Raw genomic sequence first — 23,970 nt, 5'->3', positions numbered from 1 at the left:
TACACACCGGTAATCATGCAGAGCCACTGGCGCAGCTCTTTACAGCTATCTACCGGATGCGTCCTTGTTGCGGGCGCTGCCCACCTGTGGCACCACCGCAAAACCTGTTCGTGAGGGAGGGCCGCCGCTGACCGACCGTGAACTTTCCGTTCGACGGTACACTCCCCACCTTGCCGCATCAGTAACTGTAATGGCACAATCTCTCCTAACGAACAAGAAACGGCAATAGCGTGAGTCACTTAGGGGGCGGATTGAATGCCGGATTTAAAGCATGTTGACGTAACGGCGGGTGCGGAAAAAGGCACCCTGAAACCCACTCTCAAAGCGGGAAATTTGACGGCCGCGCAAAAGCGCTGGTTGCAAAAAGGGCTTGAGCAGGCCGGTGGCAAGTTGCCTCTGTTCGACGACAACGGCCGCGAAATTCCGGCGCGAACAATTCGCGCCTGCATCGATGCGGGATGGGCAGAGCCTTGGTTTTCCAACCCAATCAAGCCCGACTGGCTGGTCTGCAAGCTGACGCCCGCCGCTATCGAAGCGCTTACCGCAAGTCAAAAAGCCAAAGAACGTTAACGCCGAATCAGGTCATTAAAATTTTAGCGATTCAGGAAACCGGCGGAAACGCAAGGACTTTTTTAATCCTGTTTCGTAACCTGCGTTAAAACGCATTAACCATGAAATCAATTTTTTGGGGACATGGCCCGAAAGGGAGGGTTTGAACGACCGGTTTAACCGGGTGTTTGGGCTTCGGGTGCATTGTTTGGTCTCTACAGCTTGCGGCGGGGTGCCGTCAGGCAGGTACAGAGTAATGTGGAGCACCCTTATGGCCCCTTCTTCCATGGCCCGCGTCGCCGGACGCGCCGGTCCGGAAGCACCGATCGATCTGGTGCAACTGGCGACAAACACGCTCGGTAACAGGGATCTTGAAGTGCAGGTCCTGTATCTGTTCAAGTCCCAGTCCATCTCGACTCTTGAGCGGCTGAAACAGGAAACCGACAACGCCGTTCGTCTTGACCTGGTACATACGCTCAAAGGGTCTGCCCGTGCCATCGGTGCGGAACGGGTCGCGATTGTTTGCGAAAATCTGGAAGGCAAGATGCGGGCGAGCACGGATACGGCCACCGAAAACCTGATCGCGGCGGTGGATGAGGCAAACCGCTATATCCGCGACCTTCTGGAAGGCTGAAGGCCAACTTCCCGCTGATGGCGGGGCAGGGCAGATTGCCGCGTGGAAACGGCACGGTCCTTGACCTTTCGCCGTAATTCTTTATGTCGTGGATCGAAAACCCGCAATTCAGGCTTGGACGCGACATATGCCGAAAATCACATTTGTAACCGCCGATGGAAACCGGACCGACGTTGACGCTGCTGAAGGCTCGACCGTGATGGAAAATGCCATCAAGAACATGGTTCAGGGCATCGAAGCGGAGTGCGGCGGCGCCTGCGCCTGCGCAACCTGCCACGTTTATGTCGATGAAGCCTGGAGCGGCAAGACCGGCTCTCCGGAGCCGATGGAAGAGGACATGCTCGACTTTGCCTATGACGTGAAGCCGACCTCGCGCCTGTCCTGCCAGATCAAGGTGACCTCCGATCTCGACGGCCTCGTGGTTCACGTGCCGGAACGCCAGGCCTGATCAGCTGACTGCAGACAGGATTTCGAACAAAAGGCCCGCCGGCGTGAACCGGCGGGCCTTTTGTTTTGGTTGAGCGCCTGACGGTTACTCCGCCGGCTGGGCAGATGGCTTGCGGTACCAGAAGTCGACTTCTCGGCCTTCTTCCGGATTGCTCGGGATCAGGGTTGCCAGCAAAAGGCTGACCACCGCCATGGCGGCTCCGGCGAGGAATACCGCTGACGGAGAAACCAGCCAGATGAGCCCGAACGCCACGGGAATGAACACTGCGGCGATGTGGTTGATCGTGAAGGCAACACCGGCGGTTGGCGCGATGTCGGCCGGATCGGCGATCTTCTGGAAGTAGGTCTTGATGGCGATGGCGATGGCGAAGAAGGCATGGTCAACCACGTACAGGCTGGCCGCCAGCGTTGCATTGGTGACAAAGGCGTAGCTGAGGAACACCAGAATCAGCCCGATATATTCCAGAACCAGCGCCTTGCGCTCGCCAAAACGGACGATCAACCGTCCGATCTTGGGCGCCAACACCATGTTGAAGGCGCCGTTCAGCAGGAACAGCCCCGCGACTTCGTGAACGTCGTAGCCGAACCGCTCCACCATCAGGAACCCGGCGAAAACCGTGAAGATCTGCCGGCGGGCACCGGCCATGAAGGTGAGGGCGTAATACAGCCAGTAACGGCGTCTCAGGATCAGCTTCTTGTGCTGCGGCACGCCTTCGCGGAAATGTGGATAGGCGATAACGAGGAAGACGAGGACGAGTAGCGTCAGGCCGCCAGCAATGGCGAAGACCACCGTGAAGGACAGTTCGAACATCTTCCAGGCCACGAAGATGACGCCATAGGCAATCAGCTGGGCGAAGGCGCCGACAGACAGGATCTTGCCCATGCTGGCGGCGGCCGTCGCCTTGGGCAGCCATTGCAGCGACAGCGACTGCGCCATGGTCTCGTAGTAATGGAAGCCGATCGACATGATCAGCGTCGTTACATAAAAGCCGATGGCGGTCGGAAAATACCCCGTGACAGCCACACCGACGCCCAGCAGCAGCAGCGAGACATAGGCCAGCGTCTGTTCGCGCATCATCAACAGTAGATAGACCGCGAGGAAGCTCAGGAAGCCTGGAATTTCGCGGATCGATTGCTGGATGCCGATCTCCCGGCCTGTGAAGTCCAGCTCCTGAACGGCGAAGTTGTTCATCAGGTTCCACCACGCAGCAAAGGAGAGCTGCATGGCGCCTGCCATGATCATCAGGAGAACCACTGGCGACCGCCAGCCGGTTGCCTCGTTCGGGTGGGCATTCTGAGTGAAATAGGACATTCTGTAGCCGTGGGAAATTGGGAACGTTTGCCGGTGTTATAAGCCGTTTCTAAACTCAATTACATCTTGCGTGTTAGCGCTGTTTTGTCATCAGATGTTTCCGAAGCGCCAAAATTCGGATGTAAAGACGACCGCAGTCCGGTGGGGCATGGTGAAGAAATCGTCTTTATGGTTCGAGGTTTCTTCTGGGGGGAGGCATCCGGCGATGCTGAAGGTGACGGACCGGAGAGGCCTGACTGTGAAATTTCGGGGTGAAGGTATACGATCCGGCGCATGAGCATTCATCCTGAACTTGCCGAGTTTCCGAAAGAGATGGTGGCCGCGCCGATCATCGGGTATGCGCGGTCCCAGCTTCAGGGCCGGAACAACGGCTGGCATTCGCATGACGCTGCACAGCTGTTTCATGTGTTACGCGGATCGATTGCCATCGACACGGAAATGGGCACCTATTTCGTGCCACCCGAGCGGGCCGTGTGGCTGCCACCCAGGGTCAGCCACCAGACCCGGTATCTGACCGACACCGAGCTGCGCTACATCTACGTCCAATATGATTACACGCGGGATCTGCCACAAACGCCGCAGGTGATGCAGGTGACGACCCTGCTGAGAGCGCTCATCCTGGAGTTCATGTCCTATCCACGTTCGGAAACGGACAAGGGGCCGGCAGCGCGCATTGCCGCGGTTATCCTGGATCAGCTGAAAATGCTGCCGGTCGCTCCCCTGCAACTGCCAATGCCGCAGGATGCCCGGCTGCGTGAACTGTGCGAAGGCGTGGTGCGATGCCCGGCGCATATTCCCTCGCTGAGCGAGGCTGCGGACCGCTGTGCGACGTCCGTGCGCTCGTTCGAGCGGCGGATCAAGGCGGAAACTGGCCTCAGCTACCGGACATGGTGCCGGCAGGTGAAGCTGTTCCGGGCGCTTGAGTTGCTTGCCTCCGGGCGAAGCGTTTCCGACGTCTCTCACAAACTCGGCTACGAGGGACCGAGCGCATTTGTGTCGACCTTCAAAAAGGCCTTCGGGGTCACCCCCGGTCGTTACTTCGACGGTGTTGACGCGGATTGATCCTTGTCATGGCGACCCAGCTCTCCCGGGCGCAAAAAAGGTTCACCTGCTTTTTGGGGAGACAAAAGATGTTCAAGAAAATCCTCGTACCCGTTGATCCCGCTGAAACCGGCTTTGCCGCGGAAGCCCTTGCGAAAGCCTCGCAATTTGCCCGCGACTACGGCTCCAAGATCCACCTGATGGCGGTGTGTCCGGAGGTTCAGAGCTTTGTGGCAAGCCAGCTTCCGGATGGCTGGCAGAAGCGTGAATTCGAGGAAACCTCGAAAATCCTCGACAAGATCGCCGAAGATCTGGACGTTCCCGAAGGCGCCATTGATCTGACCGTGCGCATGGGGTCTGTGTACCATGAAGTCATCGAGGAAGCGGAACGCGCAAGCTGCGATCTGGTGCTGATGACATCTCACAAGCCGGGCCTGTCGACCTATTTCGTCGGCTCGAATGCCGCTCATATCGTGCGGCACGCACCGTGCTCGGTCATGGTGCTGCGCAGCTAGGGTGTGGACCCAAAACTGAAGACGAAACGGCATGAGACATGGCGCAACCGCGTTAGGAAGGATGCGCGGAGCGGGCTTTATGCCCGGTCAAGCATGGTGACGACACGCGGTTAAGCCATTTTCATCCTCATTTATGAGGCGACACCCTGGAGCGTCATACATCACGTCGGCCGCTCGATACCTGGTCTATCAAGGTCGCAATCGCCTCTTCTATCAGCGGCAATATCGTTTCAATGGCAGTCCATTGGGTGGCCGAGTTGGCGTTGTAGAACCTTCCGCCCGACATGCCGGTTGTGGTTGCATGGGCAACAGGTTGCGAGAAAGGGGGATCGGGTTTTGTGGTCCGTGCCATGTATTCCCTTTCTGCGCCTTATGAATGGAAAATCTACTTGGCCAGTTCCTTCATGGATTCTGTCAGGCCTTCGACGGTCATGGGAAACATGCGACCTTCCATCAGTTCGTTCAGCATCTGGATGGAATGGGTGTAGTGCCAGTGTTCCTGCCGGACCGGGTTCAGCCAGACCGCGCTTTTGTAAAGCCCGGTGACCCGCTGCATCCAGTCGGCACCGGCTTCCTCGTTCCAATGTTCCACCGAGCCTCCGGGGTAGGCAATCTCGTAGGGACTCATCGAGGCGTCGCCGACGAAGATGATCTTGTAGTCGGAGGGATACTTGTGCAGCACGTCCATGGTCGGGATGCGCTCCGTGTGTCGGCGGCGGTTTTCCTTCCAGACATATTCATAAAGGCAGTTGTGGAAGTAGAAATGCTCCATCACCTTGAATTCGGAACGCGCGGCTGAAAACAGTTCCTCGCAGACCCGGATGTGGTCGTCCATCGACCCGCCGATGTCGAAGAACAGCAGTACCTTGACCGCGTTGTGCCGCTCCGGGCGCATCTTGATATCCAGAAGGCCCTTGTGGGCGGTGGCCCGGATCGTGTCGTCGAGATCCAGTTCCTCCGCGGCGCCTGTGCGTGCGAAATTGCGCAGCCGTTTCAGGGCCACCTGAATGTTGCGCGTGCCCAGCAGCTGGGTGTCGTCCAGATCCTTGAACTCGCGCTTGTCCCACACCTTGACCGCGCGCCGGTGCCGGCTTTCGTGCTGGCCGATGCGTACGCCTTCGGGGTTGTAACCATAGGCACCGAAAGGCGACGTGCCGGCTGTGCCGATCCACTTGTTGCCGCCCTGGTGCCGTTTCTGCTGTTCCTTCAACCGTTCCCGCAAGGTCTCCATCAGCTTTTCAAAGCCGCCAAGAGCCTCGATCTGCGCCTTTTCCTCTTCGCTCAGATGTTTTTCGGCCAGGCGGCGCAGCCACTCTTCCGGTATTTCGGTGGTCGGTACGTCGCTCATGAGGTCGAGCCCCTTGAAGACATGGCCGAAGACCCGGTCGAACTTGTCCAGATTGCTCTCGTCCTTCACCAGGGTGAGGCGGGCAAGGAAATAGAAATCCTCGACGCTCTTTTCCGCCAGATCCTTGTCCAGCGCTTCCATAAGCGTCAGATATTCGCGGAGCGAGACCGGAATGCCGGCCGATTTCAGTTCGGTGAAGAAGGTAATGAACATGCTGTGAAAGGTAAGTTCCCGGCAGGTGCCTGTCGAGGGGCAAAACGGACGCTTTGACACGAGGCTTCGCAGCCTCTTGCGACTGGAGCGTAACGGGTCGGTTATCTTCCAGGACGTCGAAGCGAGGATGGTGTCGTGGCGGTGCTTCAGTTGGTTAGTTCAGCCTGTAAATGGGCTCGTTTGATGCATTGAACCGTAGGCCTTTCGCGAAGATGAGGTCATGCACAGAAACTCACGACCAAAACTTGCCTGTCTGACAACGTCAGAAGCTCGCCAAGTCGCCGGGGGGCCGGCCGTTCGGCCGGATGACTTCACGTCCAGGTCTCAGGACTTACCGGATGGATCTTCTTCTTTTTTGGCAAACGAGACCAGTTCGCCCATGAATTCGGAAATGCTGGGGCCGGTGCTGGCCACAAACGGGGCAGGCCTGCACACGGCAATTGCCGCAATGCCGATACGGGCTGTGAGCAGCCCGTTGACCACGCCTTCGCCCAGGCGGGCGGAAAGCCGTGCCGCGAGCCCATGGCCCAGCACCTGAGAGGCGAGGCTGTCGCCTGCGGCCATGCCACCGGTGACCGCCAGATGTGCCATGACGTGTTTGGCAAGCCGGAGAAAGCCAAGCGTACCGGGCCGCCCGCCATAAAGCGCGGACAGACGCCGGATTGTGCGGAGGTTTTCGAACAGAACCGCCAGAAGGTCGACAAGCGCCCGCGGGCTGACAGCGGTGACGATGGAGACGCGCTTTGCGCTGTTCATCACGATGCGCCGGGCTTCCAGATCGAGCGGGCCGAGCAGGTCGCGTTCGGCCAGTTTGACCAGGTCGCGGCCATCGATCACTTCCCGCATGTGCCCTGCAAGGGCCTTGCGCCCCTGCGCGGTTTCAGGACGATCCTTGTAGAGCGTGAGGAGCTCCTTCAGGCCCGCAGATGCTGCCTCTGCATCATCCGCTTCGGCGGCGCTTTGCAGCCCGTCCCGAAGGTGGTCAATGCGGCCAAGGCGCATGAGGCCCGCAATCTCGCGGGCAATCAGCCCGAGAAGGCCGAGTGCGGCCAGGGCGGCAAGGGCAAGACCCAGCCAGCCCAGCCAGTCGGTTCGGGCGAAGAGATCCCGTATCAGGCTGTCGACCGCAAGGCCGACAGCGAGCGAGACAAGACCGGACAAGCCGACCATCAACCACTTGCCGAAGCGAAATCCAGATCTGGGCGTGCTGGCGGCGCGGGGCAGGCGAGGCTCTTCCTCGTCGACAAAAGCCTGTGTGACCAGCGCTTCGCCAGCCGTGGGCATCCGTGTTTCGTCATCGGTCACGCGGACCTTGGCGTCGTCGAGACGAAAGGCGGCCGGTTTGCGATGGGACGGGGGCTGTGAACCGGTCATGCCAGGCGGTCTCCGATCAGGAATTCTAGGGCGCGGTCAAGCCGGATATGAGGCAGAGACAATGTCAGGCCCTCGGCGGTCTTGTCGAGTTCCGGTGGCCGGAATCTCAGGAACTGAAGATCTGCCTGTGCGGTTTGAAAACTTGCTCGAAGCGCTTCAGAAACTAAATCAGCTTGTCCAAAAAGTGATTCAGGATTGTCCGGCAAGTCACCGGGAAACATGGCGATTTCGGTTTTGCCATCGTAGGTGTCGCCGTTGAGACGTTCCCCCGGCAACGGCGTTCCGAGGATGGCGGGAAGCGCTTCACCGCGATGTTTGACCGTCGCCTCGCGCGTTGCGCGCACGGCGGCCATGGCGAGGACCTCGACCTCGGCCCCCTTGAACGTTGCCCGTTCCTCGGCCCGGGCAACCAGTCTTTTCAGGATCAGTTCCAGCCGGTCATGGTCCGATCTGTGCAGGTGGTCTGCCTTGGTCGCCGCGAACAGGATGCGGTCGATCCGGCGAGACAGGATCGAAGACAGCCAGCTTCGTTTGCCAGGGCGGAAGGCCCCCAGAACTTCGGTGAGCGCTGTTTCCAGATCCGCGATTGCATGTGGGCCGGCGTTCAGGGCATGCAGCACATCGACCAGCACGATCTGACGGTCCAAGCGTGCGAAGTGATTTCGAAAAAACGGCCGCACCACATGGGTCTTGTAGGCTTCGTACCGCCGTTCCATCATCGCGCGCAAGGTACCGGCTCTGGCGGGGGAGGCATCTGCGGGAATGTCCAGCGGGGCAAAGGTCAGTGCCGGGGAGCCGTCCAGATCGCCCGGCATCAGGAAACGGCCAGGGGGAAGCATGGACAGGGCGTGGGCATCCGCACGACACGCCGCCAGATAGGTTTTGAAGCTTGCAGACAGTTCCTGTGCTGCCGGCTCGCTTTCCTGTGCGTTGGCATCCGTGGCCGCGAGGATCTTCAGAAACGGTTCTGCAATCTCCGCCCTGTTGTCCGCCCGGGCGCGTTGCATGGCTTCGGCGGAGAAGGTGGCGTAATCCTTGCCGAGCAGGGGCAGGTCCAGCAACCACTCGCCGGGATAGTCGATCAGGTCGAGATGCAGCCGCCCGGGGCCGAGCTTGCGGTAAAAATAGGAGGCGCTTTCGTAGTCTATGGTCAGGCGCAGTTCTGAAACCTGACGGGTCGATTCCGGCCAGATCCGTTCGCTGACAAGGGCGCGCACATGCGCCTCGTAGTCAAAGCGAGGTACGGCATCATCCGGTTGCGGTTGAAGCTTTGCACCGGTCATCCGGTGGCCGGAGGCCGCGCTGAACAGCGGCAGACGGCCGCCGTGAACAAGATTGTGCACGAGCGCGGTGAGAAAAACGGTCTTGCCTGCCCGTGCAAGGCCCGTCACGCCCAGCCTCACGCTTGGCACGGCCAGATCGGTTGCCGCATCGGCAAGGTTGGCCAGTGTCAGCCGGGTTTCTTCTGCAAGTGTCGTCAATGGGTTCACAAGGGCCTCCAGCGCGTTCATGTAGGCGCGGGCGGTGCCAAGTGCAATCCGGATGTCATCCGAAGCCCTAGGCGGTATCGTCCTTCAGGTCTCGCGGTTTGACAAACCGCTCCAGATGTCCGGTCCCGGGCTGCAGCTCCGACCAGTCGGCAATATCGAAATCAATCACCGCAAGAGCACCGGTCGGAAATTTTTCCTGGATGTCGGTAAGCGCACCGGAAGATTCCGTGCCAATCAGGTCCAGTGCCGTGTCCTGAGTGGCGGGGTTGTGACCGATCACCATGACGTTCTGCGCACGGCCGCCGTAGCGGCGGATCAAACCGGCATAGTTGTCTTCGCTTTGCTGGTAGAGGTCGGACACCAGGTGGATCTGGGTTTCCTGGGTGAGGGTGGGCAGAAGGCGGGCGAGGGTCTCTCGCGTACGCTGCGCGGTGGAACACAGGATCTGGTTTGGCTTCAGGCCCTGTTCCTGCATATAGCGGGCCATCCTGACGGATGCGGTTTTGCCGCGGCTGTTCAATGGCCGGTCGATGTCGTCCAGGTTCGGATCGCCCCAGTCTGATTTCGCATGTCTGAACAAGAGGAGCCGCATCGTCTTTCCTGGTTCTCTGGATGTTGGAGACGTACCGGCGCGCAAGGACCGGGTTTCCGGATCAATTCTGGTTGGAAAGCGCCTTGGTGAAGGCGCCGACAGCCGGTCCGATCTCCACTTCTTGGGTCGGCAGTGTGTAAGACAGCCATAATGTATAGTCCGATGTGGCACCGGAAAAGTACCACAGCGTTTCGCACAGGCTCGTCGGTGTCCAGCTACGGGTCCGGAAGGATACGCCGGAACCTGCTACCCCGGTCAGCTTGATCGGTTCAAAGCCGGCCGCTTTGTAATTGCGGGAAAAGGTCAGCGCTTCTCTGCGGCCGGTGCCCTGAAGATGCTTGCGCAGGACCGCGGTTATGCCGTCACGGCCGGTGTAGATGCATCCCGCCTGGCTGACAGCATCACCCTCCATCACCTTGATGCGGTAGTAATCGCCAATCATGTCGGGGCAGCGCAGGCCGGTGAAATGACGCAATCCGCCGACGTCGCTTTGCCAGCCCGCGTCCTTTTCGGGCGGCACCTGCGCACGAACAGGCGCACCCGTGGCCGTCGGCAGTACGAGCATCGCCAGCACTAGAAGGGCGGCGGCCTGTTTCGCCAAGTCAGTCTCCTCGTCACCCGATCCCGAAGATCGCCGTCTTGCCGCCAGGCAAAAGAGCGATCAGGGTCGATTGGCTATCCTGGTCGCAGCCCGGACTTCACGACCGCTCCCGGCGCGCCATGAACGCCAGGCGCTCGAACAAATGCACGTCCTGCTCGTTCTTCAGCAGCGCGCCGTGCAGCGGTGGTATCAGTTTGGAGCTATCTTGTTGACGAAGGGTTTCAGGGTCGATGTCTTCGTTCAAAAGCAGCTTGATCCAGTCGATCAGCTCAGAGGTGGACGGCTTCTTCTTCAGCCCCGGAACGTCTCGCACATCATAGAAGAGGCGCAGGGCCTCCGACAGGAGGCGTTGCTTGATGCCCGGGAAATGCACCTCGACGATTTCCGTCATGGTTTCGGCATCGGGGAACTTGATGAAATGGAAGAAACACCGGCGCAGGAAGGCGTCGGGCAGGTCTTTTTCGTTGTTGGACGTGATGATGACGATCGGGCGCTGCCTTGCGCGCACGGTTTCGCCGGTTTCGTAGACGTGGAACTCCATGCGGTCGAGTTCCAGCAAAAGATCGTTCGGGAACTCGATATCGGCCTTGTCGACCTCATCGATCAGCAGAACCGGCCGCTGCGCTGCGTCGAACGCCTCCCAGAGCTTGCCCTTGCGGATGTAGTTGTTGATGTCCTTGACGCGCTCGTCGCCGAGCTGGCTGTCGCGCAGGCGCGAGACCGCATCATACTCATAAAGACCCTGCTGAGCCTTTGTGGTGGATTTGACATGCCATTCGATCAACGGGGCTTTCAGGGCAGCCGCAACCTGTTCGGCAAGCACGGTCTTGCCGGTGCCGGGCTCCCCCTTGATCAGTAGCGGTCGCTCCAGGGCGACTGCGGCATTGACCGCAACCCGCAGATCTTCCGTGGCGATATAGCTTTCAGTTCCTTCGAAGCGCATTTGGCCGTCCGTTTTTCCTCAGTCGGGCGCAAGGTGGCAGGCCGCGCGCGGCTGTGCAAGCCCGTAAAAGGCAGGAGCACCGGCGCGCGGCAATTTTGAACCTCTGTGGCTGGTCGGCGCGGTAGATTTTGCCTGTTGGGTCATGACCTGCCGGGTTGGTTTTTCCCTTTTGGTGAGAGCAAATCTAACCAAGTATCTGAAATAAAAAGAGAATGTCAGAATTCCTCAAACTGGCACGGCCTTTGCGGAGGAAGGCCGATCATGGGCGGAAGCCCGCGTCGCAGTGCCCGATCTATAAAGAGGACCGAAAATGGGTATTTATGGGGCTATCAACTCGGCTGTCTCAGGACTGGCTGCGCAGGCTAAGGCTCTGGAAAATATTTCCGGTAACGTCGCAAACTCGCAGACGACCGGTTACAAGCGTCTCGACACCACTTTTTCCGATCTGGTTTCCGGTGGCGGGTCCAAGCAGGCTCAGCAGGTGTCCGGAACCACTTTCGCTACATCCCGTGCCACCAATACGGTGCAGGGCGACATCACGTCGGTCGATGTAGACACCTACCTGGCCATCAATGGTCCGGGCTATTTTGTCGTGACCAAGGCGTCCGATGTTGTCGATGGCTCAACCACCTTCGCAGACGAAACCTACTATACCCGCGCCGGCGACTTCGAGCGTGACAAGGAAGGTTATCTGATCAACAGCTCGGGCTACTACCTGGAAGGTTTTCCGCTGGACCCGAACACCGGCAATGCGATCGGCGACAACCCGACCGTGGTCCAGATCGAGAACCAGCCTCTGGCGGCGTCCGCCACCACGACAGTCGATTACCAGGCCAACCTGCCGCGTGTTCCTGCGACTACCGACTATGATGGCACTGATGAATCCACGGCTCTTCTGAATGCCTCCGTCGGGGCCGGTAACGTTGCTGTTGCGGACGAAGGCGACTTCATAAACAGCTCCATTTCGGGCGGGTCTACCACGATCTATAACCAGAACGGCACAGCGATGGCCGTCGAGATCCGGTATGCCAAGACCGCGAACTATGACGCCGGTCCCCCCATCGTGGAGGATGCCTGGTCGATGTATATCGGCACTGGCGGCGATGCGACCGATGCCTGGTACGATGTGGGAACCATCCAGTTTGACGACACAGGTGAAATGACCACCCTGACTGCTGGTGCCATGACAGGTTCAGCGGTGAACGGTTCGGGCGACGGTTTCACCATTTCCTCGCTCACCATCGGTGGTACTACCGCTACGGACGTCGAGTTTTCCTTCGCCGACGGGTCCCTGACCCAGTATTCCGACAAGGATGGCAGGGCCAGCTCCGTGTCGCTGGATCCGGATGGCTATCCGGCAGGTGAACTGATCGGGGTGGCTGTAGATGCTTCCGGCCGCGTGATCGCCAGCTATTCCAACAACCAGCAGCGTCCCGTTTACCAGATCCCGCTCGCGACGTTCGAGGCCGAGCAGGACCTGCAGCGTGTTGACGGTGCCGCGTTTGCGGCAACCGCCGGATCGGGGGACGCTGATCTTTCCGGTGGCGGGCAGATCCTGGCCAAGAAGGTGGAACTCTCCAACGCCGATATCGCGGACGAGTTTTCCAAACTGATCATCACCCAGCAAGCCTATTCAGCGAACTCGAGGATCGTCACCTCTGCGGACGAAATGCTCGATGATGCCTTGAATATGGTTCGGTAATCCCGCCTTGGCCGGCGGGGTCTAGACCCGCCGGCCAGCCTGGCCTTTTCGCGTAGTACGAAGGAGAAGCCGCCATGGGTCTTACAAGCGCCCTCAATACCGCGGTTTTCGGAATCACCTATAATCAGCGTCAGCTGGACGTAACTGCGTCCAACGTCGCGAACGCGGATACGGCCGGCTATTCCAAGAAAATAGTTTCGGCGAATGTCTATTTCGACGGAAACGGCAATGTTGCGGGACTGAACGCAACTGAAGTGCGCCGCGTTGTCAACGAGCAGATCCAGTCCGACTATTTCAACTCTCTCGCCGACACCAGCTATTCCCGCCAGATTGCGGACTTTACCGACAGGCTGGACGATATTTTCGGCACCATCGACGACAAGAGTTCCTTGTCGTCCCTTGCAGGCAACCTGGCCTCCTCTCTTGCCAGCCTGGTGAACGATCCGGGCAATTATGCCGTGCAAAAGGATGTGGTCTCGGCTGCGGAAGCTTTCGCTCGGGAACTGAACTCGTCCCATGAGCAGATCGCGGGTCTGCGTCAGGAAGCGGACAATGCGCTGGTCGCACAGACAGACAGCGTGAATGGCTTGCTCTCTAGCATCAAGGACATTGACGAAGCCATCCAGGCCGCCGCCCAGTCCGGGGTTTCGACCGCTGACATGGAAGACGAGCGCGACCGGCTGATTGAGCAGTTGTCAGGCTATCTCGATATCAACGTTACCAAGAACGGCGACAGTTCGATTTCCATTCGCACCGCCAACGGTGACCAGCTTTATGACGACAACCAGGCCTCGACACTGACATTCGATGCCACGCATCTGCTGCAGCCTGGCCAGGCAGGCAACTCGGTGATGGTGAGAACGCCGGGCGGGACCGAATATGATCTCTTCCAGTCGTCGAAATCCGGTTCGATGCTGGCGTCCGCTGAACTTCGCGACGATATTCTGGTCGAGGCGCAGACACAGCTCGACACAATCGCCGCCGAGTTGTCGCTCGCCTTTTCCAATGTGGATGTTGAAAGCACGGCTGCGACGGTCGGGTTGGACAGCGGTTTCGACCTCGATGTGTCCGCGCTTCAACCGGGCAACACGATCACGCTGGATTATACCGATACCAGCGGCAATCCGCAGACCGTCACCCTGGTGGCCGTGGACGATCCCACCTTGCTGCCGCTGGACAATTCCGCAACCGCCAAGCCGGGAGATACGGTCTTCGGGATCGATATTTCCAGCGGCGTTCCGGCGACTTACATCACCAACATCGCCGCGGCACTGTCCGGGACCGGTCTTCTGGTCAGCAACGACGGCTCGGACAACCTGCGCGTTCTGGGCGACAACACTGCGCCGACCAGCGTGGAGAGCCTGAGCGCGAATGTCACCGTGACGGCCAATTCCGATCAGGGGCTCGGGCTTGCGATCTTCGTCGACCAGCGGGTCGGAACGGATATCTTCACCGATGCGCTTGAAGGTGGTGGTCAGCGGCTTGGCTATGCCTCCGGGATCAGCGTCAATCCGGATCTTCTTGCCGACAGCGCGCTTCTGGTAAATTACCAGACCACGCCAACCGCGAACACATCCAACGATCCGGCACGGGCCAAGTTCCTGTCGGATGCGCTCAGTGTCGGGACCAAACATTATGATCCGGGGTCAGGGATCGGCAGTGCGTCTACCCCGTTCGAGGGGACACTCGTAAACTACGTCAATCAGACAGTCGCGTTTCAGGGCAACCAGGCGGAAGACGCAGCGACCTATGCGGATTCAAAGGAAGCGCTGACCATGAACCTCGCCATCCGGTACGAAGAGAGCTACTCGGTCGATCTCGACGCCGAACTGGCCTTCATGGTTCAGCTTGAGAACGCCTATGCGGCCAATGCCCGCGTCATGCAGACCATCAAGGATCTCTTCGAAGAGCTCCTGAACATCGTTTAAGGTTGGGTGCGTTATGGCAGTTTCGAATATCACCACCTCCCGGACTTATCTGACCCGCCAGCTTGGCGAGCTCAACGATCTGCTGGCAAGCAAGACAACTCAGCTCGCCAGAGGCAAGGTCGGCACGACCTACGGCGAGGTGGGCGACCGCCGGCTTCTGGATATCGAGCTGACCCAGAAGGTCAACATGATCAAGAGCTATCAGGAAACGATCACCATAGCCAATCTGCACCTGCAAACCTCGACCATGTCTCTGGAACGCCTTGAGGACATCCGCCAGGATGCAAAATCGGCCCTCGACACTAACGATTTCGTGCTGCAGGACGACGGACAGACACAGACCCAGTCTCGCGCCAAATTGCTGCTGAACGAAGCTCTCAACATTCTGAACACGGAAGTCGCCGGGTTTTACGTCTTTGGCGGCACGGATGCCGTTCAGGATCCGGTTGCCAGGATTGACGCCATTCTGGACGGAGCGAACGGTCTCGACGGGCTGAAAACCGTCATGAGCGAATATTCCCAGGCAAACCTGGGGGCGGGCAACAACGGCCGCACCACCACCTCAGCGCTGACGACCAACTATGCAGGTCTGGTGCCGACCGATTCCACCTTCACGATTGCCGAGGATGGGGCGCATGATTTCGGTTTCGATATTGCCTCAGCCGTCACGACCCTGACCAACGTGTCCATCACCGGGCCGTCGGCCACGGACCCGGACAGTTTCGATGTGCAGTTTACCGGACAACCGGAACTCGGCGAGACCATCACGGTGGAGCTCTCCCTGCCTCCCGACCACAGCGAAACGATTTCCATCGAGCTGACGGCGGCAAACAGCACTGCTGAAGAGGGCACATTTGCGATCGGGACCGATCTTGAGGAAACCGCGCAGAATCTGCGCGATGCCCTGGCGGCGGAGATCGAGCATCAGGCCCAGACAACTCTTCGATCGGTGTCTGACGAATGGGCGGCGGAAGAGTTCTTCAAGACGTTCGGCGGCGAGGAGCCGCAGCGGGTCGACGGACCGCCCTTCGATAGCGCAACCGCACTGACCGGCGGCGGATCGACCACTGTCGCCTGGTATACCGGCCGCAACACGGCAACGGACGATCCGCGTACGGACAAGAACGCGGTGATCGACAGCAATCTGACGGTAGAATACGGCGTAAGGGCCAACGAAACGCCCTTGCGAGAGCTGGTACAGTCCCTCTCGGCTTTCATTGCCGCGGACTTTTCCGGCGGTACGACGCTCGATGAAGAGTATTACAACGCCTTGTCGACGAACCTGCGGACCACCCTTCAGCCGCCGGGTGTCGATCAGTCGGGCATCACCGACATTGCAACGGACATCGCCATCACACACCGGACAGTGTCTCTGACCGACGACCGGCATGTGCAGATGAAAAGCAGCTACGAAGGCACGATTGCGGATATCGAGGGCATTGACCAGGATCAGGTCGCGGCCGAGATCCTGCAATTGAAGACCAATATCGAGGTTTCCTACAGGGCTTCGTCGATCGTCTTCAATCTGACCCTGTCCGATTACCTGTAAGAACACCCGGAACTTCAAGCGTTTTCAGGGATGGTCTTCTCCCATGGCTCTCTGGACTGCCGGTCCGGGCGGGGAAAGGCCTTGAAATATTTCCCCTTTGGGGAAACACTCTCCCTGTAGCCTTTTTCCCCGACGGATATCTTCTGGTGTCCAGAACCAACCGGTTGGCGGTTGGGGTTTTTGGCAACGGCACGTTCTTTTCATTATCCCTTTTCAAAAAACGGATCGCGGAATACCGCGCAAAGATCGACACCACGGGAGGGAGAGCCGATGTGTCATGTATTCGCCGGACAGGATCCGGAACGCTACGCCAGCCAGACGCGGCGGTTGCGGCTCAACGGACAGAGCACAAGTATTCGTATGGAAAATTCCTTCTGGGCGATTCTGGATCAGATCGCCGCATCGGAAGGGGTGACGACGCCCCATTTCATCTCGACCTTGCATTCGGAAGTGATTGAACTGCGGGGCGAGCCGAAGAACTTCACATCGCTGCTGCGCTGCGCCTGTCTGAAGTTCCTTGAGATTTCGGCGAACCAGCACGCGGCTTCGATTGCCGCCGAATGATATTTTGCGCTGCAACGCAAGTTTTGCCGCTCGCAGTATAAGCATACTACCCGGGCGATAGTTGCCACGCGATACGCTTCCCGCATGCCAATTCAAGCAGAGCGGAGTAACGCGTGGCAAAAGCAATTCATTCCATGATCCGTGTTCTGGACGAACACAGGTCTGTTTCCTTTTATGAAAAAGCATTCGGACTGACCGTAGCGGATCGTCTGGACTTTCCCGATTTTACCCTGATCTACCTCAGTAACAGCGAATCCGGCTTTGAGCTGGAACTGACGGTCAACAAGGGGCGGACGGAACCCTACGACCTTGGCGATGGCTATGGCCATCTGGCGTTCAGCGTCGATGATCTCGACAGCGAGCACGCGCGCTTCGAGGCTGCAGGTCTTAATCCACGAAAACTGGTCGACTTCGCTCCGGGAGGGGACGTCATTGCACGTTTCTTCTTCGTTGCGGATCCCGATGGCTATCAGATCGAGGTGCTTCAGCGCGGCGGTCGATACGAGTGACTTGAATGGGAGGAGAGCATGAAAACCGAAAACAGTCCGAAAGGTTTGACAAGACGGCAGCTTCTGGCCCGGGCGACGGCGGCGGGAGCTGCCTTCGTGACCGGATCGGGATTTCTGGCGGCCAGGGACGGAGCCTGGGCGACGGAACTGAGTGCACTCAAGCCGGACAGCTTCGCCACGCTGGTGCAGATGGCGCGGGATATCTATCCGCATGACCACGTCGGCGACGAATACTACGTCATCGCCGTCAAGGGATACGACACGCCAGACCATGCCGAGGACATCGAAGCTGGTATCGAGGCCCTGAACGGAGCAGCCCAGGGGAGAGGGTATGACTCCTATCTTGCAATCGGCTGGGAGCGCGACAGAGCCGATTTGCTGCGGTCCATGGAGGACAGCCCGTTCTTTCAACGGATCAGGGGCGGTCTTGTGACCGGTCTCTACAATCAGAAAGCGGTCTGGCCCTTGTTTGGCTACGAGGGGGCCTCCTACGAGTCGGGCGGCTACATCGACCGGGGCTTCAACGACATAAACTGGCTTTGAGCCTGAGGGAGGAAACCAATGGCTGCACCTTTTGACCTGAATGACGACACGGTTGTCGTTGTAATCGGCACAGGCGCCGGCGGCGGTGTGCTTGCCAACGAACTTGCGCAGAAAGGCGTGAGTGTCGTGGCTCTGGAGGCGGGCGGACGCTACCTTCCGGAAGACTATGTCAACGACGAGTGGGAAAGCTTCGGGCAGCTTGCCTGGGTCGATCCCAGAACCACATCTGGCGATTGGCGGGTGGCCAAGGACTTTTCCGGTCTGCCGGCCTGGATCGTCAAGGCGGTTGGCGGCACGACCATTCACTGGGCGGGGGCTTCGATCCGGTTCCAGCCGCACGAATGGAAGGCAAAAACGACCTACGGCAACGTTCAGGGTGCCAATCTGCTGGACTGGCCCATCGATGGGGAGGAAATGGACCCCTGGTACACGCTTGCCGAAACAAAGCTGGGTGTCACGCGGACAGGTGGCCGGGCCGGTTTGCCGGGCAACAACAACTACCTTGTTTTCGAAAAAGGCGCCAAGGCGCTCGGTTACAAGGAAGTCCACACGGGCCGGATGGCCATCAACTCGGACGATTATGACGAGCGTATCTCCTGTCAGCAGACAGGCTTCTGTTTCCAGGGGTGCAAATGGGGAGCGAAGTGGTCGGCCGCCTACACGGATATTCCACGCGGCGAGGCAACCGGAAACCTGGAGGTTCGCGACCACGCTCAGGTCGCGCGGATCCTTCATGACGACACGGGCAAGGTGACCGGTGTCGAGTATTTCGACAAGGACGGTAACCTGCAGCTTCAGAAGGCCCGCGTCGTGTGTGTTGCCGGAAATTCGTTCGAGAGCCCGCGGCTCTTGCTGAATTCCGCATCTTCGATGTTCCCGGACGGCCTTGCCAACAGCTCCGGCCAGGTGGGACGAAACTACATGCGTCACACCACCGGATCGGTTTACGCCATTTTCGACAAACCGGTGAAGATGTGGCGTGGAACCACCATGGCCGGCATCATCCAGGATGAAGCCCGTCACGACCCCTCCCGCGGCTTCGTCGGGGGATATGAACTTGAAACCCTGTCGCTCGGACTGCCGTTCATGGCGGCGTTTCTTGATCCGGGCGCGTGGGGCCGGGAATTCACCAGTGCACTCGACGGCTATGAAAACATGGCCGGGCTTTGGATCGTCGGTGAAGACATGCCTCAAGAAACGAACCGGGTCACGCTCAATCACGACGTGAAGGATGCCCTGGGCCTGCCGGTGGCGAATGTTCACTTCGACGATCATCCGAACGACGTTGCCATGCGCAATCACGCCTACAGGCAGGGGGAAGCCATTTATGACGCGGTCGGAGCGACCCGGACCTTCCCGACACCGCCATACCCGTCGACCCATAACCTGGGCACCAACCGGATGTCGGAAAACCCGCGTGACGGTGTGGTCAATCGCTGGGGGCAAACCCACGATATTGCCAATCTGTTCGTGTCGGACGGGTCCCAGTTCACCACGGGAGCTTCTGAAAACCCGACCCTGACAATCGTGGCGCTGGCCATCCGTCAGGCCGATCACATCGCCCGGGAGATGAGTGCCGGCAATCTGTAGTCCTGAGATGGCCGGCTTCCGGGAGCGTGCGTTTTCAGGGGCCGGTCACCCCGGAGGTTCGGAAACGGTTGCCTGCGTTCGATGGAACGCAGGTATTTCCGGAAGTGATGCACCTGTCTCGGCTGCAATTTCTGCCCGCAGCTTGAGGATCCGCTGATCCCCGGCGGAGACTTCCTCCGTTTCTACTGGGGGAGGGCAGTTGGAACGTTGCAGTCAAGAGAAAGGCCGCCGAGGTTACCCTGGCGGCCTTTCTTGATAACGGGTCGTGTTTTCCAAGACTGTTCTTGAACCGGCAGTGCCGGGATCAGCTTCTCAGACCCTCGGCAATCGATCGGTTGATGTTGATGATGGTTCCGAGCTTGGTTTCATCATCAGTCGACATGATTGTGATTGTCTGCTTGAACACGAATAAGCCGAGCGTGGCGATATTGTTCTTGATCTCCTGAGGCAGTTCGCTTTCAGCACTGGTCGCGGACGTCACGAGAATTGTCCAGAGCTTGCGATTGTAAACCAGGGCGTCATCTTTTTCCGCAAGCGAGGAATTCGCCCATTCATCCTTGATCAACTGAAGCCGGGCTGCGGCTTTCATCAGCAGATTCGCTTCCAGCTCCCTCGGTGACATCGCCACCTGGCTCGTTTTCTGGTAAGCCTGCGCTGCCTGTTTGTACATGACCGATCAGCGTCCCTTCATACTCGATGAGCTTACGTGCTTCTTTCAGTGCTTTATAGAAGGCGCCGGTTAGTATGGCGTTACTAATCCTGGTGACAAAAGGGATCGTACTCGGCGCGGCCTTCACTATGTCATTGACGAGGCTGAAGTAACTCTCCTGAATCTTCTCCAAGTCAGTTGACAGATACATCAGCTGAACGGCCAGGTAGACCCGTTTGGCTGGCGTATCCGCAGTGGCCGGCGTGAGAATATCCTTTTCTCGCAGAATGGGGGCCTGGCCTTCGATAAATAGGCGAGTACGTTGGTTGTCATTGGTGATGACACTTTCCCCAATGATAATTCGCTCGCCCGGTTTTAGCTCGACCTTGAGCGCCATTCCGTGACCTCCACGCAGAAGTATCGCCATGAAACGTTAACGAAACCGTTAACGGTTTGCCCCCGATACTTTAATGATAATCGCCTCCGGTGTTAACCGAAGAGGCTCAAGACGCTCTGATCTGCCTGGTTGGCCAGAGACAGAGCAGTCGAAGAAAGCTGCTGACGGGTCTGCAGCGCAAGCATGTTAGCACCTTCTTCGTTCATGTCCGCAATTGTTAGGTGGCCTGCGCCAACCTCCAGCGTGTTGATCAGATTTTGTGTGAAATCGGTTCGGATTTCCACAGTTGAAAGCGCCGTACCCATGGAGCGGGCCGCGCTGCGAAGCTCATCGAGCGCCGCGTTGATGGCCTGCAGCGTTCGATCGATATCTGTATCCGACTTGAACTCGGATGCTGCGGCCGTCAGCGACACGGTGCCGGATGAGGATCCGAGCGTCAGTCTGTTGAAGTCGTTGTTGCTGCTGGAAATGTCGAAAGACACTTCGCCGATAAGGCTGATGCTGCCGCCGGAGAAGGTCGCATCCAGACCCTTCACATTGTCGATAAAGGTCACGAGATCGCTGACCGTGGTTTCTTCATCGATTTCCAGCGAGGCTGGCTCGAAGCCGTTACCGTCGGTGATCGTGATCGTATCGCCGGCCTGAAAACCGCCGGACGTGACCAGTGTCGCCGTCGAACTGAGTGCGGACACAGTCATGGTTGTCGTGGTGCCACCGGTATCGCCGCCGTCCGTCGCTGCGCCGCCGCCAGTATTGTCCTTGGAAATATACAGCGCGTTATCGAGGCCGGAGGTGATCGTGATGGAATCCGTTGCTTCGTCGAAAGTGGCCTGAACGCCGTTAAGATCATTCAACGCATCCACATAGTCCTGCACCGTGGTGATGTCGGTACCGACAGTCAGGTTGGTGGTGCCGGAGGAATCCGTGATGCTGACAATGTTGCCGGTCGCCCAGTCACCCAGATCCGTCAGGTTCGAGGAGGCCTGCAAGCCCGACAGGGAAATGGTGCTCGTACCGCCGAACAGATTGAACGACGATGTGCCGGTCCCGCCTGCATCGAGATCGTCAAGATTAAGCCCGTCGTCCAGAGATGTGTCGGTGAAGTCGACCGGATTGACGGTGAGGTTCGAGGTGCTGTCCTCGTTGAAGATAACCTCGAGCTCGTTTCCGGCCCCGGCAAGTAGGTTCTTGCCCTTGTAGCTGGAGTCCCGCGCCATGTCTTCGATCTGCTCAAGCAGATCGTTGTACTGGCTGGTGAACAGCTTGCGTTCATACTCGCTGGATGTCTGCAAGGCCTGGTTCGCGATGGCCTTTGCGGATTCTACCAGCTTGGTGATGGACGTGATGCCCTTGTCCGCGGCCCGGATCGTCTGAACCGCCTGGCCCATGTTGTCCAGAAGGTTGGAGAGATCGCTTGCCCTGTCGTTGAGCGACTGGGAGGTGAAATAAGAGTTCGGATTGTCGAGCGCCGTGTTGACCTTCAAACCGGTTGCCAGGCGCGTTTGCGTGATCGACTGCAAATCAGCCGTTTGTTTCAGCGACAGGAGATTGTCCCGGACAGCACTGGAGAGAACAATATCAGGCATCAGACTTCACCGCTTTCCCTATTCAGGTCTCGCCAAAGGCATCATGCAGGTATTTCAAGTCGAGCATGCACCTTTGTCGTAAATCTAAATGGAAAGTTAATCGCTGATGCACGTATTAACGTGCTGTAAATAAAAGTTACCAAAAGCTTTCTTTTAAGGCTTTGATTTTCAACGATAAAAAATATCACTTTTCGACAGTAATTCAGGCCAAAAACGAAAACGGCGGACCAGTGGCCCGCCGTTTCCGTTGCTTGTTTGTGAGTCGTGCGTCCGACTGATTCTCTGTGAATTAGAAGAGGGATAGCACGGTCTGGTCCGCCTGCGAGGCGAAGGACAGAGAGGTTGAGGCAAGCTGCTGACGAGTCTGCAGGGCCAGCAGGTTTGCACCTTCCTCGTTGGTATCTGCCAGGGTCAAAAGACCTGCACCTTCCTGCAGAGTATTGATCAAGGTCTTCGTGAAGTCTTGCCGGATCTCTACAGTGGAGAGGTTGGTACCGAATTCGGAAGCCTGGGATCGAAGGTTAGACAGACTGGTGTTCAACCGGTCTATGACACGGTTGATGTTCGTGTCGGTTGCGAACCCACTGTCGGAGATCGCGGAGAGCGTGATCCCGTCGGTATCCGCAGCAAAGCCGGAGCTGACGAAGTCCGTGTTGTCACTGGTCAATGTCAGGTCGGTTTCGGACGTGATGGTGATCTTGCCCGAGCCGGTGTCGAAGTTGGCGGTAACGCCATTGAAGTCGTTGATGAAGTTCTCCAGATCATCAACGGTGCTGTCTTCTTCGATCTCGAAGGAACCGAGTTCGTAGCCGTTGCCGTCCGTCAGCGTGAGAGTGTCACCCACCGCGAAAGAACCGGAATCGACGAGCGTGTCGGTCGTCGAAGTGAATGCTGTTGCATCAACATTGGAGCCCGTCAGGACAGTCGTTGTCGAGTCGTTGCTGATGTAGAAGTCTTCATCCGAGTAAATGCTCAGCTCGCCTGTGTTGTTGTCATATTCAGCGCGTACGCCTGCAATGTCATTGAGGCCATCGACAAGGTCCTGAACAGTTGCCCCGCCGGAGACGCCGCTCGTACCGGAGATAACGGCCGGAGTGGTTGCAGTGTTGTCAATGAAGCTGAGGGAGCTGGTGGTTGAGGCTACCAAAGTGGAGTCGACGAGGGCCGAACTGATGTTCAGAGCGGAACCGCCGGCATCCTGCAGGGTGAAGGTGGCTGAACCACCCTGAAGCTGCATGGTGGTCGAAGAGCCCACGCCTTCAGCCAGATCGGAAAGGTTCAGACCGGTGGAAATAGAGGTGTCCGTGTAGTCGACCGCTTCAATAGTCAGTTTGGACGTTGCGTCTTCATTGAAGATGGTGGTCAGGTCGTTGCCGTCACCTGCGAGCAGGTTCTTGCCTTTGTACGAGCTGTCCTTGGCGACATCTTCGATCTGTTCCAGCAGAGCATTGTATTGTGCTGCGTAGGTCTTACGCTCGTACTGGCTCTGGGTCTGCAGCGCCTGGTTGGCTTTTGCTTTCGCAGTTTCAACCAGATCCGTGATCGTCTGAATGCCTTTGTCTGCAGACTTGATGGTCTGCAGGGACTGGCCCATGTCGTCCAGCAGGGTGCTGAGATCGCCTGCACGGGAGTTCAGGCCGGACGCCGTGAAAAAGCTGTTCGGATTGTCCAGCGCGGAGTTCACCTTCAAACCGGTTGCCAGCTTGTTCTGAACACCCGACATCAGGTCTGCGGTTGATTGAAGTGTGAGGAGGTTTTGCCGCACGGCGGCTGACAGCGTAATGTCACGCATCGAATTATCCCTTTCCTGGGTCAAATTTCATCTGCTCTTCCTGAGCAGGTTGGGTTCGATGATCGAGCGTTAACCTTAATCAATGGTTAAATGCTTGAAAAA

24 protein-coding genes are annotated in these 23,970 nt (G+C 58.3%); 12 read left to right on the top strand and 12 right to left on the bottom strand.

Translation table 11 applies throughout. The annotated features are described in order from the left end of the window. Positions 1–255 precede the first annotated feature (255 nt). The 3 genes from AC2A6O_RS13980 to AC2A6O_RS13970 all read left to right on the top strand — a co-directional run bounded on the left by AC2A6O_RS13980 (position 256) and on the right by AC2A6O_RS13970 (position 1,631). Positions 256–570, top strand: a complete 315-nt coding sequence (locus AC2A6O_RS13980) for a hypothetical protein (RefSeq protein ID WP_148586188.1) — start codon at positions 256–258, stop codon at positions 568–570. Positions 571–820: 250 nt separating this feature from the next. Beyond that, entirely contained in the window at positions 821–1,183 is a 363-nt protein-coding gene (locus AC2A6O_RS13975; protein WP_209001264.1) for an Hpt domain-containing protein, read from the top strand. Positions 1,184–1,310: 127 nt separating this feature from the next. Continuing rightward, positions 1,311–1,631, top strand: a complete 321-nt coding sequence (locus tag AC2A6O_RS13970) for a 2Fe-2S iron-sulfur cluster-binding protein (protein WP_148586189.1) — start codon at positions 1,311–1,313, stop codon at positions 1,629–1,631. 84 nt (positions 1,632–1,715) lie between these two features. Here the strand turns inward: AC2A6O_RS13970 and AC2A6O_RS13965 are convergent, their stop codons facing one another. Further along, complete coding sequence (locus tag AC2A6O_RS13965) at positions 1,716–2,942, bottom strand: MFS transporter (protein WP_498927888.1); 1,227 nt, start codon at positions 2,940–2,942, stop codon at positions 1,716–1,718. 273 nt (positions 2,943–3,215) lie between these two features. Here AC2A6O_RS13965 and AC2A6O_RS13960 point away from each other — a divergent pair, with 273 nt between their 5' ends. Next, complete coding sequence (locus tag AC2A6O_RS13960) at positions 3,216–4,004, top strand: AraC family transcriptional regulator (protein ID WP_498927886.1); 789 nt, start codon at positions 3,216–3,218, stop codon at positions 4,002–4,004. A 68-nt stretch (positions 4,005–4,072) separates the two neighbouring features. Then, complete coding sequence (locus AC2A6O_RS13955) at positions 4,073–4,498, top strand: universal stress protein (protein WP_162855080.1); 426 nt, start codon at positions 4,073–4,075, stop codon at positions 4,496–4,498. Between the two features lie 154 nt (positions 4,499–4,652). Here AC2A6O_RS13955 and AC2A6O_RS13950 read toward each other — a convergent pair whose 3' ends face one another. From AC2A6O_RS13950 to AC2A6O_RS13920, 7 genes are all read right to left on the bottom strand, one after another. Beyond that, positions 4,653–4,850: a hypothetical protein gene (locus tag AC2A6O_RS13950; protein WP_498927884.1), complete on the bottom strand. Its 198-nt coding sequence runs from the start codon at positions 4,848–4,850 to the stop codon at positions 4,653–4,655. 33 nt (positions 4,851–4,883) lie between these two features. Next, a complete protein-coding gene (locus tag AC2A6O_RS13945; protein WP_498927882.1) occupies positions 4,884–6,059 on the bottom strand; it encodes a vWA domain-containing protein in 1,176 nt (391 codons plus the stop codon). A 324-nt stretch (positions 6,060–6,383) separates the two neighbouring features. Next, entirely contained in the window at positions 6,384–7,433 is a 1,050-nt protein-coding gene (locus AC2A6O_RS13940) for a YcjF family protein (RefSeq protein ID WP_498927880.1), read from the bottom strand. Further along, a complete protein-coding gene (locus tag AC2A6O_RS13935) occupies positions 7,430–8,944 on the bottom strand; it encodes a YcjX family GTP-binding protein (protein ID WP_498927878.1) in 1,515 nt (504 codons plus the stop codon). The genes AC2A6O_RS13940 and AC2A6O_RS13935 overlap by 4 nt, the downstream gene beginning before the upstream one ends. Before the next feature lie 46 nt (positions 8,945–8,990). Continuing rightward, on the bottom strand, positions 8,991–9,515 hold the full coding sequence (locus AC2A6O_RS13930) for a SixA phosphatase family protein (RefSeq protein ID WP_498927876.1): 525 nt from the start codon (positions 9,513–9,515) through the stop codon (positions 8,991–8,993). Between the two features lie 61 nt (positions 9,516–9,576). Beyond that, positions 9,577–10,116, bottom strand: coding sequence for a hypothetical protein (locus tag AC2A6O_RS13925; RefSeq protein WP_498927874.1), 540 nt, complete (start codon positions 10,114–10,116; stop codon positions 9,577–9,579). Between the two features lie 97 nt (positions 10,117–10,213). Then, positions 10,214–11,059 (bottom strand): AAA family ATPase, encoded by an 846-nt coding sequence (locus AC2A6O_RS13920; protein WP_498927871.1) that lies wholly within the window; start codon positions 11,057–11,059, stop codon positions 10,214–10,216. A 310-nt stretch (positions 11,060–11,369) separates the two neighbouring features. Here AC2A6O_RS13920 and AC2A6O_RS13915 point away from each other — a divergent pair, with 310 nt between their 5' ends. The 7 genes from AC2A6O_RS13915 (at position 11,370) to AC2A6O_RS13885 (ending at position 19,444) form a co-directional block, all read left to right on the top strand. Next, entirely contained in the window at positions 11,370–12,761 is a 1,392-nt protein-coding gene (locus AC2A6O_RS13915; RefSeq protein WP_498927870.1) for a flagellar hook protein FlgE, read from the top strand. 74 nt (positions 12,762–12,835) lie between these two features. Continuing rightward, entirely contained in the window at positions 12,836–14,689 is a 1,854-nt protein-coding gene (gene flgK, locus AC2A6O_RS13910) for a flagellar hook-associated protein FlgK (RefSeq protein ID WP_498927868.1), read from the top strand. 13 nt (positions 14,690–14,702) lie between these two features. Beyond that, positions 14,703–16,238, top strand: coding sequence for a flagellin family protein (locus tag AC2A6O_RS13905; RefSeq protein WP_148586201.1), 1,536 nt, complete (start codon positions 14,703–14,705; stop codon positions 16,236–16,238). 270 nt (positions 16,239–16,508) lie between these two features. After that, on the top strand, positions 16,509–16,802 hold the full coding sequence (locus AC2A6O_RS13900) for a ribbon-helix-helix domain-containing protein (protein ID WP_148586202.1): 294 nt from the start codon (positions 16,509–16,511) through the stop codon (positions 16,800–16,802). A gap of 113 nt (positions 16,803–16,915) precedes the next feature. Further along, complete coding sequence (locus tag AC2A6O_RS13895) at positions 16,916–17,311, top strand: VOC family protein (protein ID WP_498927865.1); 396 nt, start codon at positions 16,916–16,918, stop codon at positions 17,309–17,311. An 18-nt stretch (positions 17,312–17,329) separates the two neighbouring features. Continuing rightward, positions 17,330–17,854 (top strand): Twin-arginine translocation pathway signal, encoded by a 525-nt coding sequence (locus AC2A6O_RS13890; RefSeq protein ID WP_498927863.1) that lies wholly within the window; start codon positions 17,330–17,332, stop codon positions 17,852–17,854. 18 nt (positions 17,855–17,872) lie between these two features. Further along, complete coding sequence (locus AC2A6O_RS13885) at positions 17,873–19,444, top strand: GMC family oxidoreductase (RefSeq protein ID WP_498927861.1); 1,572 nt, start codon at positions 17,873–17,875, stop codon at positions 19,442–19,444. Between the two features lie 304 nt (positions 19,445–19,748). On the opposite strand, the gene flaF is transcribed toward AC2A6O_RS13885, so the two are convergent. From flaF to AC2A6O_RS13865, 4 genes are all read right to left on the bottom strand, one after another. Further along, positions 19,749–20,066 (bottom strand): flagellar biosynthesis regulator FlaF, encoded by a 318-nt coding sequence (gene flaF / locus AC2A6O_RS13880; RefSeq protein ID WP_286192723.1) that lies wholly within the window; start codon positions 20,064–20,066, stop codon positions 19,749–19,751. Then, the gene (gene flbT, locus AC2A6O_RS13875; protein WP_148586207.1) at positions 19,996–20,490 is read right to left on the bottom strand and encodes a flagellar biosynthesis repressor FlbT; all 495 of its coding nucleotides are present in this window, start codon (positions 20,488–20,490) and stop codon (positions 19,996–19,998) included. Before flbT ends, flaF begins: the two co-directional genes overlap by 71 nt. A 92-nt stretch (positions 20,491–20,582) precedes the next feature. Continuing rightward, a complete protein-coding gene (locus AC2A6O_RS13870) occupies positions 20,583–22,076 on the bottom strand; it encodes a flagellin N-terminal helical domain-containing protein (RefSeq protein WP_148586208.1) in 1,494 nt (497 codons plus the stop codon). Positions 22,077–22,365: 289 nt separating this feature from the next. Beyond that, entirely contained in the window at positions 22,366–23,868 is a 1,503-nt protein-coding gene (locus AC2A6O_RS13865) for a flagellin N-terminal helical domain-containing protein (protein ID WP_148586209.1), read from the bottom strand. Between the last annotated feature and the right edge of the window lie 102 nt (positions 23,869–23,970).

It is taken from the genome of Labrenzia sp. ATLA3, from assembly GCF_057180185.1.
This window is presented reverse-complemented; position numbering and strand designations above follow the sequence as displayed.

Coding starts and splice junctions, on each gene's coding strand:
- AC2A6O_RS13975 (WP_209001264.1), top strand. CDS start 821: ATGGCCCCTTCTTCCATGGCCCGCGTCGCCGGACGCGCCGGTCCGGAA.
- AC2A6O_RS13885 (WP_498927861.1), top strand. CDS start 17,873: ATGGCTGCACCTTTTGACCTGAATGACGACACGGTTGTCGTTGTAATC.
- AC2A6O_RS13970 (WP_148586189.1), top strand. CDS start 1,311: ATGCCGAAAATCACATTTGTAACCGCCGATGGAAACCGGACCGACGTT.
- AC2A6O_RS13965 (WP_498927888.1), bottom strand. CDS start 2,942: ATGTCCTATTTCACTCAGAATGCCCACCCGAACGAGGCAACCGGCTGG.
- flgK (WP_498927868.1), top strand. CDS start 12,836: ATGGGTCTTACAAGCGCCCTCAATACCGCGGTTTTCGGAATCACCTAT.
- AC2A6O_RS13950 (WP_498927884.1), bottom strand. CDS start 4,850: ATGGCACGGACCACAAAACCCGATCCCCCTTTCTCGCAACCTGTTGCC.
- AC2A6O_RS13980 (WP_148586188.1), top strand. CDS start 256: ATGCCGGATTTAAAGCATGTTGACGTAACGGCGGGTGCGGAAAAAGGC.
- AC2A6O_RS13870 (WP_148586208.1), bottom strand. CDS start 22,076: ATGCCTGATATTGTTCTCTCCAGTGCTGTCCGGGACAATCTCCTGTCG.
- AC2A6O_RS13905 (WP_148586201.1), top strand. CDS start 14,703: ATGGCAGTTTCGAATATCACCACCTCCCGGACTTATCTGACCCGCCAG.
- AC2A6O_RS13960 (WP_498927886.1), top strand. CDS start 3,216: ATGAGCATTCATCCTGAACTTGCCGAGTTTCCGAAAGAGATGGTGGCC.
- AC2A6O_RS13930 (WP_498927876.1), bottom strand. CDS start 9,515: ATGCGGCTCCTCTTGTTCAGACATGCGAAATCAGACTGGGGCGATCCG.
- flbT (WP_148586207.1), bottom strand. CDS start 20,490: ATGGCGCTCAAGGTCGAGCTAAAACCGGGCGAGCGAATTATCATTGGG.
- AC2A6O_RS13890 (WP_498927863.1), top strand. CDS start 17,330: ATGAAAACCGAAAACAGTCCGAAAGGTTTGACAAGACGGCAGCTTCTG.
- AC2A6O_RS13865 (WP_148586209.1), bottom strand. CDS start 23,868: ATGCGTGACATTACGCTGTCAGCCGCCGTGCGGCAAAACCTCCTCACA.
- AC2A6O_RS13915 (WP_498927870.1), top strand. CDS start 11,370: ATGGGTATTTATGGGGCTATCAACTCGGCTGTCTCAGGACTGGCTGCG.
- AC2A6O_RS13900 (WP_148586202.1), top strand. CDS start 16,509: ATGTGTCATGTATTCGCCGGACAGGATCCGGAACGCTACGCCAGCCAG.
- AC2A6O_RS13935 (WP_498927878.1), bottom strand. CDS start 8,944: ATGAACGCGCTGGAGGCCCTTGTGAACCCATTGACGACACTTGCAGAA.
- AC2A6O_RS13920 (WP_498927871.1), bottom strand. CDS start 11,059: ATGCGCTTCGAAGGAACTGAAAGCTATATCGCCACGGAAGATCTGCGG.
- AC2A6O_RS13940 (WP_498927880.1), bottom strand. CDS start 7,433: ATGACCGGTTCACAGCCCCCGTCCCATCGCAAACCGGCCGCCTTTCGT.
- flaF (WP_286192723.1), bottom strand. CDS start 20,066: ATGTCACCGAGGGAGCTGGAAGCGAATCTGCTGATGAAAGCCGCAGCC.
- AC2A6O_RS13955 (WP_162855080.1), top strand. CDS start 4,073: ATGTTCAAGAAAATCCTCGTACCCGTTGATCCCGCTGAAACCGGCTTT.
- AC2A6O_RS13945 (WP_498927882.1), bottom strand. CDS start 6,059: ATGTTCATTACCTTCTTCACCGAACTGAAATCGGCCGGCATTCCGGTC.